Origin of the sequence: Nostoc sp. 'Lobaria pulmonaria (5183) cyanobiont' (genome assembly GCF_002949795.1) — a bacterium.
In the GTDB taxonomy this organism is placed as follows: Bacteria; Cyanobacteriota; Cyanobacteriia; order Cyanobacteriales; family Nostocaceae; genus Nostoc.
Window position 1 is genome coordinate 6,684,274 of sequence record NZ_CP026692.1, and the last position, 15,661, is coordinate 6,699,934.

Annotated in this window: 12 protein-coding genes and 1 pseudogene; 3 read left to right on the forward strand and 10 right to left on the reverse strand. The window is 41.4% G+C overall.

All coding sequences use genetic code 11. The features are described from left to right. Positions 1 to 176: 176 nt before the first annotated feature. Positions 177 to 1,094 carry a histone deacetylase family protein gene (locus NLP_RS29630; RefSeq protein ID WP_104909442.1) on the reverse strand — a complete coding sequence of 306 codons (918 nt, stop codon included), beginning with the start codon at positions 1,092 to 1,094 and terminating at the stop codon, positions 177 to 179. 111 nt (positions 1,095 to 1,205) lie between these two features. On the opposite strand from NLP_RS29630, the gene NLP_RS29635 reads away from it, so the two are divergent. Then, positions 1,206 to 2,243: a mechanosensitive ion channel family protein gene (locus NLP_RS29635; RefSeq protein ID WP_104909443.1), complete on the forward strand. Its 1,038-nt coding sequence runs from the start codon at positions 1,206 to 1,208 to the stop codon at positions 2,241 to 2,243. On the opposite strand, the gene NLP_RS33785 is transcribed toward NLP_RS29635, so the two are convergent. The 8 genes from NLP_RS33785 to NLP_RS29670 form a co-directional block, all read right to left on the reverse strand. Further along, positions 2,185 to 2,493, reverse strand: a complete 309-nt coding sequence (locus NLP_RS33785) for a hypothetical protein (protein ID WP_158680584.1) — start codon at positions 2,491 to 2,493, stop codon at positions 2,185 to 2,187. The two genes, NLP_RS29635 and NLP_RS33785, sit on opposite strands and share 59 nt — an antisense overlap. A gap of 31 nt (positions 2,494 to 2,524) precedes the next feature. Then, a complete protein-coding gene (locus NLP_RS29640; RefSeq protein WP_104909444.1) occupies positions 2,525 to 3,379 on the reverse strand; it encodes a metal ABC transporter permease in 855 nt (284 codons plus the stop codon). A 171-nt stretch (positions 3,380 to 3,550) separates the two neighbouring features. Next, positions 3,551 to 4,300: an SDR family NAD(P)-dependent oxidoreductase gene (locus tag NLP_RS29645; RefSeq protein ID WP_234017116.1), complete on the reverse strand. Its 750-nt coding sequence runs from the start codon at positions 4,298 to 4,300 to the stop codon at positions 3,551 to 3,553. Between the two features lie 260 nt (positions 4,301 to 4,560). Next, positions 4,561 to 5,379, reverse strand: coding sequence for a metal ABC transporter ATP-binding protein (locus NLP_RS29650; RefSeq protein WP_104909446.1), 819 nt, complete (start codon positions 5,377 to 5,379; stop codon positions 4,561 to 4,563). Between the two features lie 165 nt (positions 5,380 to 5,544). Then, positions 5,545 to 6,597: a metal ABC transporter substrate-binding protein gene (locus NLP_RS29655; protein ID WP_104909447.1), complete on the reverse strand. Its 1,053-nt coding sequence runs from the start codon at positions 6,595 to 6,597 to the stop codon at positions 5,545 to 5,547. A gap of 264 nt (positions 6,598 to 6,861) precedes the next feature. Continuing rightward, the gene (locus NLP_RS29660) at positions 6,862 to 7,260 is read right to left on the reverse strand and encodes a CVNH domain-containing protein (RefSeq protein WP_104909448.1); all 399 of its coding nucleotides are present in this window, start codon (positions 7,258 to 7,260) and stop codon (positions 6,862 to 6,864) included. A gap of 488 nt (positions 7,261 to 7,748) precedes the next feature. Next, positions 7,749 to 8,528 (reverse strand): MBL fold metallo-hydrolase, encoded by a 780-nt coding sequence (locus tag NLP_RS29665; protein WP_104909449.1) that lies wholly within the window; start codon positions 8,526 to 8,528, stop codon positions 7,749 to 7,751. 140 nt (positions 8,529 to 8,668) lie between these two features. After that, entirely contained in the window at positions 8,669 to 9,412 is a 744-nt protein-coding gene (locus NLP_RS29670) for a Uma2 family endonuclease (protein WP_104909450.1), read from the reverse strand. 187 nt (positions 9,413 to 9,599) lie between these two features. On the opposite strand from NLP_RS29670, the gene NLP_RS29675 reads away from it, so the two are divergent. Together NLP_RS29675 and NLP_RS29680 are read left to right on the forward strand one after the other, a co-directional pair. Continuing rightward, complete coding sequence (locus tag NLP_RS29675; protein ID WP_104909451.1) at positions 9,600 to 10,493, forward strand: alpha/beta fold hydrolase; 894 nt, start codon at positions 9,600 to 9,602, stop codon at positions 10,491 to 10,493. A gap of 503 nt (positions 10,494 to 10,996) precedes the next feature. Continuing rightward, entirely contained in the window at positions 10,997 to 14,494 is a 3,498-nt protein-coding gene (locus NLP_RS29680; protein WP_104909452.1) for a helicase-related protein, read from the forward strand. 139 nt (positions 14,495 to 14,633) lie between these two features. Here NLP_RS29680 and NLP_RS29685 read toward each other — a convergent pair. Continuing rightward, a pseudogene (locus NLP_RS29685) lies at positions 14,634 to 15,194 on the reverse strand (DUF4351 domain-containing protein); the annotation flags it as partial. Positions 15,195 to 15,661 lie beyond the last annotated feature (467 nt).

Here is a 15,661-nt window from a genome sequence, read left to right on the forward strand (position 1 = left end):
GGGTTTAAATTTAAACGCAGAGGGGCGTAGAGGTAAGCGCAGAGGAGCGCAAAGTTTATTTTAATCCCATTCGCTACAAATTAAATTTGGCAATACTCTGCGTACCTTTGCGTTTACTTTGCCTTCCTGTGCGTTTAAAAACTTTACGATTTTGGGTAGTATTTCCTATTAACTGACTATAGTTTGTACTGCTGGTAAACTTCACTGGCGGCGCGATGTAGCAGGGAGTGTCGCCATACTAAAGATTTTATATCATCAGCATAACCGCCGCCAATGACGCAGGCGACGGGATAACCGCTACTCATACAAGTACTCAAAACCTGCATTTCCCGGCGGAAAATGCCAGCATCTGTAAGGGCTAATTTGCCTAAGCGATCGCCTATATGAGGGTCAACACCAGCATCATAAAATACTAAGTCTGGCTTGACTTTAGACAATAAATCTGATAGATAATTCGCCAAGGTTTGCAAATAAGCGTCATCTTCCATTCCCACCGGCAAAGGAACATCCAAATCGCTGTTTTGTTTAGTACCGGGGAAATTCACTTCGCAGTGCATGGAGAAAGTAAAAACGCTGCCATCGTCTTGGAAAATAAAAGCGGTGCCGTCTCCTTGATGGACATCCAAATCGACAATCAGGATTTTTTGGACAAGTCCGAATTTTTGTAAAACGCGACAGGCGATCGCTATATCGTTGAAAATACAAAAACCAGATCCATAACTGGGAAAGGCATGATGAGTACCACCAGCCGTATTACAAGCTAAACCCTGACTTAGTGCCAGTTTAGCAGTGAGTATTGTACCACCTACAGCTACACAGGTACGATTCGCTAGTGCTGGACTCCAAGGTAAACCAATGCGACGCTGTGCTTTGGCATCTAGGGTTCCTTCGCAGTAAGCTTGAACGTAGTTTGGAGTGTGGACTAACTCTATCAACTCTAACGGCGGACGTTCGGGGGTATGAAATTGTTCTTGATTAGCTACACCATCAGCTAACAGCAATTTGTAGAGTTGTCGAAACTTAGACATCGGGAAGCGATGTCCTTCAGGCAATGGGGCAGCGTAATCTGGGTGGTAAATAATTGGCAAGTCCATATTCCAGAAAATCTCAAGCAGGTAATCCGGCAAATCACAAGGTAAAATTTAGCCATAATCGCAGCAAAAATGCTGTTATTCTAAATCTAAAACTCCAAATTTAAAATTGATATGATCGAATGGATTACGCCGATAGTATTTATTCTAGCTGGCTTACTGGCTGGAATAATTGGTGAAAAAGTTATCTTCAAAAAACTAGAAACATTCGTTACTAATAAACGAATTTTCGGGAGTAAAATTATATTTCGCTCTCTGCACCGGATGACTTTTCTTTGGTTTGTGATCGCCGGTTTTTTTTGGGCAGTTCTGAGCGCTCCCCTCAAGCCAGATATTGCGATCGTACTGCAAAAAATTCTGACGATCGCATTGCTGTTTTCAGTAACCCTAGTCTTAGCCAGACTGACTGGTGGTTTTGTTAATTTATTTATTCGCAGAGCAGAAGGGGTTCCTACATCACTAATTTCTAACCTTGCTAAGGCTACTGTTTTCGTTTTGGGAACATTAATTGTATTGCAAACAGTGGGTGTTCAAATTACACCGATAATTACAACTTTAGGTATTGGTGGTATAGCAGTTGGTTTAGCACTTCAAGACACACTTGCAAATTTATTTTCTGGTTTTTATTTGATTATTTCTAAGCAAGTTAGAACTGGAGATTATGTGAAATTAGATGCTGGACATGAGGGATATGTTATAGATATTTCTTGGCGGAATACAACAATTAAAGAAATGTCAAATAATATAGTTATTGTTCCCAATTCGAAGTTGTCTACTGCAATTTTCACAAACTATCATTTACCCGCAAAGGAAATTACTTTAACAATGGATGTGGGTGTAAGTTATGATAGCGATTTGGAAGAAGTTGAAAGATTAACTGTAGAAGTTGCTAAAGAAGTCATGCAAGAAATTGCACCGGAATTAAAAGAAAGTGAACCATATATTAGATTTCATACTTTTAATGATTTTAGTATAGATTTTACGTTATATATGCGCGTAAGTGAATACTTCGACCAGCGTATTGGTAAACATCTATTTGTTAAAAAATTACACAAACGCTATCAGCAAGCAGGAATTAAAATTCCCTTTCCCATCAGAGAGGTTTATGTGCCAAATAATGTAAATAAAAATTCTGCATTACATTCAGACTAACTCTTGCTAAGTACAGCAATTCATTAATTTGTAGCGAATTAAATTTGGCAATACCTTGCAATGTTAATGCATCTCGATACAATGCCAATGCATCCCGATACAATCTTAATACATCCCGATACAATGCCAATGCATCCCGATACAATCTTAATACATCCCGATACAATGCCAATGCATCCCGATACAATCTTAATACATCCCGATACAATGCCAATGCATCCCGATACAATCTTAATGCGTCGGCCTGCATTAAAAAAGCTACGCTTTTACACAAAACTGTACTAAGGGAGGTGTTTTGTAGAGAGGGGAGGGAGACGGCGTTTATATCGTCCTTGCAGGTTCCTGGTGAGCAACACACAGGCAAATATAGCGGTTGATAGTAGCACTACACTAGCTCCAGAGGCAATGTCGAGGTAGTAGCTGAAGTAGATACCTACAAACGAAATCGCAGCTCCTAAAATCCCGGAGATAATCATCAGATAAGCAAAGCGATCGCTCACTAATCGCGCAATTGATGCCGGAATCACCACAGCTGAAATAATCAGAGTCACCCCCAATACGTTCAGTGTCGCCACCAGTAAAGTTGCCAACATCAAAGCAAATAAAGTATCCATTGCAAAAACGGGTACGCCATGAACCTGAGCAACTTCTCGGTCAAAACACCAAAATAGCAACGGGCGATAAAACAAGAAAACCAGACTGAGTAAAACAATTGTCACACCCGTCACTACCCACAAATCATTAGGGGAAACACCCAACACATTGCCAAACAAAGCGGCTTCAAAGTTTTGGCTAAACTTGCGATAGCTACTGATCACAGCTACTCCTAAAGCAAAGCTAGCAGTTGTGACAATTCCAATAGCTGCATCTGAGTATATTTTGCGTCCTGTCAAATATTGAATCAGCAAAGCAGCTGCAAAACCCCAAATCCCAGAGCCAATGTAGAAATTCAACCCCAGTACATAACTCAGCACGGCTCCCCCCAAAATCGCATGAGATAAACCGTGGGCAATGTAACTCATTCTCCGAGTTGTAATATAAACTCCCATAATGCCGCATAATAGCCCCGCCATCATGCCTACTAAAATGGCACGACTAAAAAATTCGTAGCGAAAGGGAGCTAGTAAAAAATCCATATTTTTATCAAGAAAGACAAAAGACAGCAGGTAGGAGGCAGGAAGTACCTACGCGCAACTGCGTAGGATTGAAGTAAGGACGACGCCAGATGCTCCACGCAGGCGATCGCTGGTAATAGGAAAAATTATGGTGAGGCAAGGCAAAAGCTCATGGGTAGTGCAAGCGATGTCTTATTCCTGTTGCGTTGGCCGGAGCAAAATTTCATTCACGTTGACGTGAGGCGGTTGGGTAACGGCATAGGCGATCGCCCGTGCAATATCTTCCGGTTGCAGCGGAGTGACGGCTTTGAACCGGGCTTCGAGCGCCTGTTTCGCAGCCGGATCGGTGATATTGTCGATAAATTCGGTGGCAACCAGACCGGGTTCAATAATGGTGACGCGAATATTGTCTTTATGAACTTCCTGCCGCAGAGCTTCTGAAATCGCATTCACGCCCCATTTGGTAGCGCTGTACACACCCATGCCTGCCCGCGTAATCCGTCCAGCAACGGATGAAAGATTGACCACATGCCCAACGCCCTGTGCTTTGAAGATAGGCAAAACCGCATGAGTTGCATACAGCAATCCCAAAACGTTCAGGTCGAACTGTCGCCGCCACTCTGCTGGATCGCCATCCTCAATCGTTCCCAATCCTCCAATGCCCGCATTATTCACAAGAATATCGATTCGTCCTAAAGTTGTGTTGACCTTTTGCACCAGTGAGTTCACTTGGGTTTCATCGGTGACATCCGTGACAATCGGTAAAGCCTTTCCCCCAACCGCTTCAATTTTTTGGGCAACTTCGTTCAATCGCTCGATTCGACGAGCCGCGATCGCCACCTGTGCGCCTTCTTCTGCAAGAGCGATCGCTATCGCCGCCCCAATTCCCGAAGATGCACCTGTAATAATTGCCACCTTTGCGTCTAATTTGCCTGCCATCATTTCCTCCTGATAATTTTCTGATACTTGATGATTGCACTCACACTCTAGTAACTGTAGCCCATCACTACCAGCTTCAGCCCAGCACCACTGAGCGCGCTTTCTTTGAGTAGCTTTCTGATGGTTCGATACCTGCGTACAGAGGAGAAGAGATATATTCAGTATTAAATTTCTGCTTTTGTCAATGCATAAGTCCTAAATACTTCTTTCCTCCTGCCTCCTGCCTTTGTTTGTAAAAGCAAGCTGATATGGCTCAGTGACAACTATCTTGCACGCAATACTTCCGGCAAGTTGTCTTGCATTTGATGACGTAGGGAAGTACCACCGCTAGCAATCAAGATTCGGTCTTGTTGGTGGAAAACTATCATTTCTCCACCAAAAGTCTGCTCAAGATTTGCGGGACTGAAGACATCGATAGGTTGACCTTGACAAATTAAACCGTGGTTGAAACACACCACCCAAGGTAGATGAGTCGCTACCGAGTTGAGGTCATGGGTGGAGAGGATAATTGTCAAGCCTTGTTGATTCAAATCAGCCAATAGGTGCAATAGTTCGTGTTGAACGTGTAAGTCTGAACTGCTGGTGGGTTCATCTAAAAGAACTATTTCTGGTTCTCCTACTAAAGCACGGGCAATGAAAACCCTTTGCTGTTGCCCACCAGATAGATTACCGATCGGTTGATGGGCAACATGGGCAACCCCAACGCGCTCCAGGAGTTCGCTGGCAACTTGGCGATCGCGCCGCGAAGACCAAGGCAAAATCTTCTGCTTTTGGTAACGCCCCATCATCACCACTTCCAGAGCCGTAACTGGAAAAGTCCAATCCACCGTTTCCACCTGCGGCACATAGCCCACCGCCTTTGGTGATACTCCTGGCTTTAAGCACTTTCCTCGAAACCAAATCTCTCCAGCCCAAGGCTGAACTAATCCTAAAATCGCTCTGATTAAAGTGCTTTTACCACTCCCAGAAGGCCCTACCAAGCCAGTAAGTTGACCAGGATAAAGCGTCAAATTAACATCCCTAAACACTGGCTGGATTTGATAACCACAGGTTAAATTTCTAACTTCAAGTATTGGTTGCATATATAGCAGATTTCAAGTTGGTGAAGTACATAAGCTCAGTCTAAAAGTCAGGCATCAGACCAAATAATTACGAATTACGAATTATTTTGACTCTTTGAATTTCTGAGCTGCGAAAGCCGTAACTCAGAGTTATCTCTGAATTCTGCTGTATTTATTTTGTTGATCCTACTTAGTTGCTGTTGGGCCAACAACATTGCCAGTCTTCAAGTCCTTCACCAAATTAGGATTTCCGCCCAAATTAGAGGCGATAATCCGCATATTGTTAGCCATCATGCCAATATAAGTATGCTCAGGATTAGTGTTTTCCATTGCATTAGCTGAACCTGTTCCAGGTAACTCATCATCAGCAGTGTTAGCTGTTTTTATCTTTGCTTCGCGGGCAATTTGTTCTTCTACCTTGCTGGGGTAGACTTCAGAACCAAAAATTGCGGGAACGCCTGTTTTGCGAATTTGGTCAATTAGCTTGGCGACATCTTGAGCGGATGGTTCCTTAAAATCTGAAGGTTGAATCGCACCAATTACTTGAAAACCATACTGTCTGGCCCAATACGCCCAAGAATCATGGTAGGTCAAAAGTTTACGGTTTTTAGCGGGAATACTGGCGACGATTTCCCGTGTTGCCTTGTCTAGGGCATCCAGACGTTGTAAGTAATTTTTGAGATTAGTCGCGTAATAGTTTTTGCCAGCAGGATCTAAAGTGGTTAACTGTTGGGCGGCTAGTTTGGCGTAAGCCTCAGCATACTTGGGGTTTACCCATAGATGCGGATTGGGATCACCCTTTTCTTTAGGAAAGCTGAAGTCGAAAAGCCATTGGTCTTGGGTAATAGTGTTACTGCCTAATTCAAAGATTTTAGTTTCTTTGGGTTTTGAGGCTTTAGCTAGTTTTTCTGTCGGGGATTCCAAATGCAACCCATTGGCGATGATCAGATTAGCTTTGGATAGCAAATCAGAATCACTGGGACGAGGTTCAAAGGTATGGGAGTCGGTTCCTTCTGGAATAATACCCTTAACTTCTAAGCGATCGCCTGCAATGTTACTCACAATATTGGTTAAAGGAGCAACTGTCGTTACAACTAAAGGCTTATTTTGTGTCTTTTGTCCTACTTGAACTGGAGTGGTTGTAACTTCAGGATTTGAAGACACCGTTTTATCTGGAGACGGACTGCAAGCTACTACCATGAAGCTAAGTACAAATAGCAATCCGGGGAGGGTCTTCATTACACTCAAGCCTTCTAAATTAAAGAGTCAATCTCTAATTAGACCTTTTACCAATATCAAAATGCAATGCCCCCTCAGGGTATTTTCGGTTAATTTTTAGATTTTTTTACCAAACAGCCTACTTAACCTGAATTGGAAAAATCCAGATTAAGTAGGCTGTTTTACAGATGGTGAACTCCACGAGTAATCATGAGAACACCAACCTGTGAAAAGGATTGGCGACAGCTAGGCATTCTAATCTATTTTTATGCCGATATTATCAATTCAGGGACTGCTACTATACTTCAGCACACCATTAATATTTTCAATTCCTTGCAAGACTGTTGAAGTCCACTTAAGTGTGCCATTTCTACTTTTACAAGCAGCTTTTAAATCGTTTCCTCTGATGCGGATATTCTGGCAAGTGAATTGATAATTGCTAACTTTACCAGGGTCAGTCACTTTGAAAGTACCGTTAATATTTTCAATCCCCCGTAAGACTATTGAAGTTTTGTTGAACGAACCATTGGTTCGACTACAATTAGCTGAGAGAACGTTGCCAAAAACTGAGATATTGTTACAGCTTTTCTGATAATTGCTAGGTGTAGCATTAGCAGGGTTATTAATCCCAACTAAAGTAGATGTTGCTAAAAGAGCAATTACATTAAATAAATTTTGCTTCATGGCGCTTCATTATGTGGATAAAATATACTACATCTTCAAATAACCAGATTTCTGATGCAATCCCATAATTTTCCATCCGTCTCTCCTCATACGCGATTATCATTTTTATTAATAATATTTTGAGTATTTTAACTGATTGACAAAAGGCACTTTATCTTAATCTCTTACGAATGGGTACATATCAAAACCTCACCCCTAACCCCTCGTCCTTAGTAAGGAGAGGAGAGATAAAGCACAGCTTTATCGGGGTGAGGCTTCAGGATATTTTCGGTTGATTTTTAGATTTTTTTACCAAATAGCTTACATAACCTGAATTAGAGAAATCCAGGTTAAGCATATTTTGCAGATGGTGAACTCCACGAGTAATCATGAGAACGCCAACCTGTGAAAACGATTGGCAACGGCTAGGCATTTATTTGATTAGCTCTTTCTAATGTAGATAATCCCTTAAATATTGGTCGGATATCGGCAGCCAGTATCTACTCTCATTAGATTGCTAATGCTCGTTTTTCTAATGGTAGTTCAAAGCGATCGCCTGGTTTCGGCTCAAGTACCTTCGTCGCAAGATTGTTTTTCTCAAGTAACGAGCGAAATTCCTCAGCAGTTCCTTTAGTTTGAATGAATTTCATCAGGAATCCTTCAAACGCCACATCCCCACCAGCCGCAGTAGGTATTATTACTTGAGGCTGTAATGATTTTACTACTTCTAAAGCACTATTCTGTCCTTTAATAATCGACCCAAGCAAAGGTAGCGTCATATCAATAAACGGTGTAATCACTATATCGATAGGTGCAGATTGCTGAAGTTGTGGAGAATGATACCCATGAGGCTCGTAGTATACAGTTAAACCACTCTCCAATTCTTTGAGGAGATAACTATTTTCTACCAAAGTTGGGCCAATTGGAGAGCCGGGGAAAGCCTTGATTTCAATTTGATTATTTAAAGTGAAAGTTTCACCATGAGCGAGAGTAGTTACTTGGGTGTAACCTAACTGCTGCACTACCTTAGCTGCATTGGGAGAAGCTACAACCTTGATGCTGCGATCCAGTAGCTTGAGCGTTGGTGGGTGAGCGTGGTCTTCTAAACCCTGAGATAGCAGGATCAAATCAATATTATCTGGGATTGGGCGCTCTTGCGATCGCGAACCTTTAAAAAACCAATCCAAATTGCTGAAAATTAACGAACCAACCAGCCAAGGGTCTATTAATATTCGTTTCCCGCCGATTTCCAGCAGCCAAGAGTTGCTGTCTAACCAAGTTAAAAACATAAACTTATGTGAAGATAACGCCTACCTTCATTATCAATGATGTCAGCTTGATTGCAGGCATTGAGGTTACTACTGCGTTCTTACCACAGAGCGATCGTAATTTCAATTATAGTAATTTTTACCTATCCCTCTAAAGACCGTCACCCCAGATCCAACGATAAAATAAGTTCCACCTCTTCCACCGATAAACTAAGAGTACTGGCAATCTGTTCTATACTCAAGCCTAATTCCAATAATCTAGGTATTGCATCCTGTCGCGCTTGTTCTGCTTCTTGTCGCGCTTGTTCTGTTTCTTTATGACTTAACAGTTTTCTCCCAATTTTGGGGTTAAAAAACCGCAATTCTCCGTCAATCAATCTGAGGTCTAAACCCAATACTTCACTGTGAAAAGACGAGACACCATCGGGTAAAAAGTTGGATGTAATGGGTTGATATTTGCCCTCAAATAAATAGGAACCCTTTAGTCGTGGGTTGAGGTAATCTCCGGTTGGGTCATACTGAAAATACTCTTGCACACCTAAAAGTGAATATTTCTTGGGTTTATCCTCTTCATCGTTTTCTTGGGTGCTTGCAGAAGTGATTTCCAAAATAAAATTAGGGACTTTACCCCCTTCTTCCCAAACCTTGTAGCTGACGCGCTTTTTCTTGTCTACCTCAAATACCACAAAGACATCAGGAGCAATCACAGCGCTAGGAATGCCCTTTTTATAGTAAACAAATAGATTCCCTGATACGTAAACATCATTTCGGTCTTGGAAATAAATGTCTAAGGCTTCTACAGCATAAATTAGATAATCCCGTGCTGGGTCGCTCTCTGCCATTGGTTTACCATCAGAGCTGGGGTAAATAATTTCGGTCTTGAGTTGGTTAGCAGAAAGGGTCATGGTCGCTTCTCTCCGAGACGCTACGCGTAGCTTGCTTCCCCAAAGGGGTACGCTCCAATTCAAAATAGGTTATAGCGCAAAGACTTTAACTCAACTGGGACTGGTTTCAAAATAGCATTTTGTTCAGACTTCATTTTAGGTCAGAGAACATTAGTATATTTGAAGAAAGACTTTATTAATCTTAATAATGACTGTAACTACACAACAGCTTACAACCCAAGACGCCTTTGAAAAATTCATTTGGACTTGGCAGGGCTACAAAATTCAGTACACTGTCATGGGTACAGGACGCCCTTTGGTATTGGTTCACGGCTTTGGCGCTTCCATTGGACACTGGCGCAAAAATATCCCAGTTTTAGCTGATGCTGGCTACCAAGTATTTGCCATAGACCTTTTAGGTTTTGGCGGTTCTGATAAAGCGCCCATTGATTACACTGTGGAAGTTTGGGTGGAACTGCTGAAAGATTTTTGCACAGCACACATCCAGGAACCTGCTGTATTTATTGGCAACTCCATTGGCGCACTTTTGAGCTTGATTGTCCTGGTAGAATATCCAGAAATTGCTGCTGGCGGTATTTTAATTAACTCTGCGGGTGGTTTGAGCCATCGTCCCCACGAACTGAACCCACCGCTACGGATGGTGATGGCAACTTTTAATCGGTTTGTGCGATCGCCAATTACAGGTAAATTGGTCTTTAACCGCATCCGCCAAAAAGCTCAAATTCGCCGCACCCTCTACCAAGTTTACCGAAACCGTGAAGCCGTCACCGATGAATTAGTTGATTTACTTTATACTCCCTCTTGCGATCCAGGAGCGCAACAAGTCTTCGCCTCAATTCTCACAGCCCCTCCTGGCCCCAGTCCAGAGGAACTTTTGCCGAAAGTCGAACGTCCTTTATTAGTAATTTGGGGTGCTGACGATCCCTGGACACCAATTACCGGGGCCAAGATTTACGAAAAGGCGCGGGAGAATGGCAAAGATATCAAAATTGTTCCCATTCCCAATGCCGGTCATTGTCCTCACGATGAGGTTCCAGATGTTGTCAATGCCCAGATTGTCGATTGGCTAGCGCAAAGGTAATAATTTCGCCTTTCTGCCGAACAGTTAGGCAATTGTCAGAAGCTAGAGAATGTCAACGTTTTGATTTAAGCTCAGATTGCCAAGAAAAAATCGGAAATTAAGATTAATTAGGTTGCATCTGGCTAAGGATTACAGCGATTTTCAATTGAATAGACAACACGCGTAGGGGCACAATATATTGTGCCCCTACAATTATGTATATTCCACGCTGCTTGTGAAAATTGCTGGAATTTGCATGAGTATCAAATACTCGTCAACGGAGTTCAGAGGTGGATGAATCCAGTTCAAATACTCGTTAACGGTAATGCAGTATCAGTAATTTGCTAACGGAACTATTTCAGATACCGACAGAAAAGCAGCAGTCTCCTTAGAAAATCCAGAAGCGCTATATATCAAGTCTAGTACGTGGCGATCGCATCCTTCACTAATGAACCACGGTTTTATGGCTGGAAAAATTTTTTACTCATATAACATAAATGATCTCTTTTTAAACGTTTTAAATAATGCCCCGCATTTTTGACAACATTGACTTACAACTGCTACCGATTTTACGAGAAACCCTCAAAATCTCTTATCGGGCAGATTTTTGCGTTGGCTACTTCAACCTCAGAGGTTGGCGAAGAATTGATGATTTAATTGAACAGTATGTTGGTAGTGAAAATGCTTGTTGTCGTTTACTAATTGGGATGCAAAGCTTGCCTAGTGATGAAGTTCATGCAGCATTTTCCCTTAGTAGTAGTGATGGACGGATTGACAACAGTAGCATTGTGCGATTTAAAAAACGCATGGCGGCAGAATTTCGCCAGCAGTTGACTATCGGTGCGCCGACTAATCAAGATGAAGCGGGGTTGCGGCGGTTAAGTCATCAGCTAAAAACTCAGAAACTAATTATTAAACTGTTTCTCCGTCATTCTCTCCACGCCAAGTTATATCTTGTGCATCGCCATGACCCCAACACTCCCGCAGTGGGATTCTTAGGTAGTAGTAATTTAACCCTTCCCGGACTGGCGAAACAAGGGGAGTTGAATGTTGATATTTTAGACCACGATGCTTGTAATAAACTGCAAACGTGGTTTAGCGATCGCTGGCAAGATTACGGTTGTGTAGATATTTCCCAAGAATTAGCTGAAATTATTGATCAGAGTTGGGCTAGGCAAGATTTAGTCTCACCTTACTACATCTACCTGAAGATAGCTTACCACTTATCCCATGAAGCGATCGCTGGACTTTCAGAATTTCGCATCCCCCGCGAATTTAATAACTTATTTGATTTCCAGAAAGCCGCCGTACAGCTAGCAGCACGTCATGTAACTAGGCGTGGCGGTGTATTAGTGGGCGATGTGGTCGGTTTGGGTAAAACTTTAGTTGGAACCGCCCTTGCCAAAATATTACAAGAAGATTGTTTTTTAGAAACACTGATTATTTGCCCGAAAAACTTGGTGCAAATGTGGCAAGAATATGTAAATAATTATCGGTTACTTGCCGAGGTTATGCCGATTAGTCAAGTACAAAATAAATTACCAAAACTCCGGCGTTATCGAGTTGTCTTGATTGATGAAAGTCACAATTTACGTAACCGCGAAGGTAAACGTTATCGAGCAATTACAGAATATATTGCAGCTAACGAAAGTAAATGTATTTTATTATCTGCAACTCCTTACAATAAAAGTTATCTTGACCTTTCCGCCCAACTGCGGCTATTTGTGCCAGAAGACCAAGATTTGGGCTTAAGACCAGAAGCTTTAATTAATGAACTTGGTGGCAGTTCTGTAGGAGAATTAGAATTTATTAGAAAGCATCAGTGTTCTGTACGTTCTTTAGCGGCTTTTGAGAAAAGCGAACACCCTGATGACTGGCGAGAATTGATGAAGCGTTACATGGTGCGACGCACTCGCTCTTTTATTAAAGATAATTATGCCCACACAGATGAAACCGGGCAGAAATATTTAGAATTTTCTGATGGAAGACATTCTTATTTTCCCCAACGTTTACCTCGTAGTATCAAGTTTCCTTTAGAAGCTTCTAACACAGACTTTTATGCTCGTCTTTACTCTGAATCGGTAGTAGAAGTTATTAATCAACTTAACTTACCTCGTTATGGGCTTGGGAATTACATTATTGCTAAACCCAAACAGCCGCCTACAGATACCGAACAACGTTTGATTAATAGCTTCTTTCGTGGCGGTAGGAGGTTAATGGGTTTTTCGCGCACTAATTTATTTAAACGTTTAGAAAGTAGTGGCGTTGCTTTTATCAAATCAATTGAACGCCATATATTACGGAATTTCATTTATTTATCTGCCCTAGAGCAAGGTCTTGATATCCCTATAGGAACTCAAGAAGCTGAATTGTTAGATACAAGTAATAATGATGAAGATACCGATTCTGTAGTAGCAGCTTTGTTTGATACAGAAACGGAAGAAGATGATTTTGACAATTCCGGTCATGTCGAAAATCTAACGCAAAACCTAACCCCTCAACCCCCTTCTATACAAGGGAAGGGGGAGAATTCAAAGCCTCTCTCCTTGCAGGAGAGAGGTTTGGAGAGAGGTTTTCCAGATTCCGTGAAAAGTCAGGAAAAATTTTTTCGTCAAAGAGCAGAATCAATTTACCAAGAATATACAACTCGATATCAACGAAGATTTAAATGGTTGCGGTCTACACTTTTTGATATTAAAAAACTGAAACGAGATTTGTTAGAAGATGCCAAAGCACTGATTAATGTGCTGCAATGTGGCGAGTGGAATCCTCAAAAAGATGAAAAACTTGCTGCTTTAATCAAATTGCTAACAAAAACTCACCCTAATGATAAAGTGCTAATTTTCACACAATTTGCCGATACAGTCCGCTACCTTGCAGATAATTTGCAGTCCAGTCATATTACTAATGTCGCTGGGGTAACAGGTCAATCTAAAGACCCGACATTAATGACGGGAAGATTTAGCCCTGTGAGTAATGGGAAACGGGAGCAAATTTCATCATCAGATGAGTTGCGTATTTTAATCGCCACCGATGTGTTGAGTGAAGGTCATAATTTACAAGATTGTGCAATTATCGTCAATTGGGATTTACCTTGGGCGATTATTCGTTTAATTCAACGCGCCGGAAGAGTAGACCGTATTGGACAAAATGCTGATAAAATTCTCTGTTATTCTTTTTTACCAGCCGAGGGAGTAGAACGGATTATTAATTTGCGAGAACGACTCCGCAAACGACTGCAAGAAAATGCTGAAGTGGTGGGAACTGATGAAGCTTTTTTTGAAGATGATGATGCACGGGTAATTCTTGACCTCTACAATGAAAAATCTGGAATTTTAGATGGTGAAGAAGATACAGAAGTTGATTTGACATCAGAAGCATTTCAAATTTGGAAAAAAGCCACTGATGGTAATCCCGGTTTGAAAAAAACGATTGAGGAAATGGAAAATGTAGTTTATTCTACTCGCGCCCATACTCCCCAACCTGTGCAACCGGAGGGAGTATTGCTTTATATGAAAACCACCGAGGGAAATGATTCTTTAATTTATGTTGACCGCAATGGAAATAGCGTTACTCAATCACAATTAGCAGTTCTTCGGGTGGCGGCGTGTGAAGAATCTACCGCAGCGATACCCAGAGATAAACAGCATCACGAGTTAGTAAACAAGGGTGCTGAATTGATTGCTGAAGATGAGAAAAATGCAGGAGGTCAATTAGGACGACCATCAGGTGCAAGGTTCCGCACTTATGAACGACTGAAAAGTTATGTTCAAGAAATGAAGGGAACGCTATTTGTTAGTGAAGAACTTTTAAAAGCAATTGATGAGATTTACCGTTATCCTTTGCGACAGTCAGCCATTGATACTCTCAACCGTCAACTGAGAAGCGGTATTAATAATCAGCAGTTGGCTGAGTTAGTTGTGGCGCTACGAATGGATGACCGTTTGTGTATTGTAACTGAAGAACTGGAGAAGCGAGAACCTCAGATTATTTGTTCTTTAGGATTATTTTGTAATTCGTAATTCGTAATTCGTAATTCGTAATTCGTAATTCGTAATTTGTAATTAAAGGAGTAGGGTGCGTTACGTTACGCGATAACACAACCTACAAAACTGACTTTTGTAAACAGGCGATTGATCGCGATCGTTAGAGATAAATATTCTACACTGTTTGATTTGCTTCTAACCAGTTAAGTAAATCCTCAATGGCTGAAAAATCCAATAAAGCCTCGCCAAGTGCTTCTAATTGCTCTAGGGAAAGAGTTTGAATGCGCCCCCGAACCTCTTGTGGTAACTCTCCTACCCGTTTTTGTAGTAACCGTAACACGAGTGTTTGTCCTTGTTCTTGTTTTCCCCGCTCGTAACCAATGCGCTCGCCTGTGGTAATATAGCTCATAGTCCGCTCCTGCTCAAATTGCTTAAACTCTTGCCAAAATTCTGCTTCCAAGGCTTTTGGTAAAATCATAACCCAATCAATAAATCGATAAAGGTTACGAATATCTTTTTCTTGCAATCCTAATTCATACAATCGGCGAATCAAGCTAAATTTCCAAGCTTTACGTTCTCCTGGCTTTTTACTTGTTTGCTGCGTCTTCAAATGCGCCATTACTACAGTTGCAAATGGATTGTCGCTGGCTTCTAATTCCGTCCAATGATTTTGATAATCTAGCAGCTTGACAGTTCCAAATTCAAAGTTAAGCCTAGTATTGGGATAATTATAACTATTTTCAAACAACCTCTAAAGGGCGGTTAAAAACGGCGTTTACACAGACAAAACCTACGGAGGTGGGTTTCAAACCCTCAATTTTTCTTTAGTCTACGTTCGCCTAGCGTTCCGCAGGAAAAGTAGACTTGCTTTGTATAACTGCAAATTCTATTTGCTTTGGCTCTAAGTTGACTTTTGCTTGTGGAAAATACTGAAATAAGAAAGCAAACTGAGGTTTGAGAAAGCAAAAGCTGATTTGACTTGCGGAAAATACTGAAATAAGAAAGCAAACTGGGGTTTGAGAAAGCAAAAGTTGATTTTACTTGCGGAAAACACCAAAATGAGAAAGTAAACTGGAGTTTGAATAAGTAAAAGCTGATTTTACTTGCGGAAAACACCAAAATGAGAAAGCAAAAGCTTCTTTTGAGTAAGTTAAAGCTCATTTTGAGGAAGTATTTCAGTATTTTGAGAAAGCAAACGGGCAT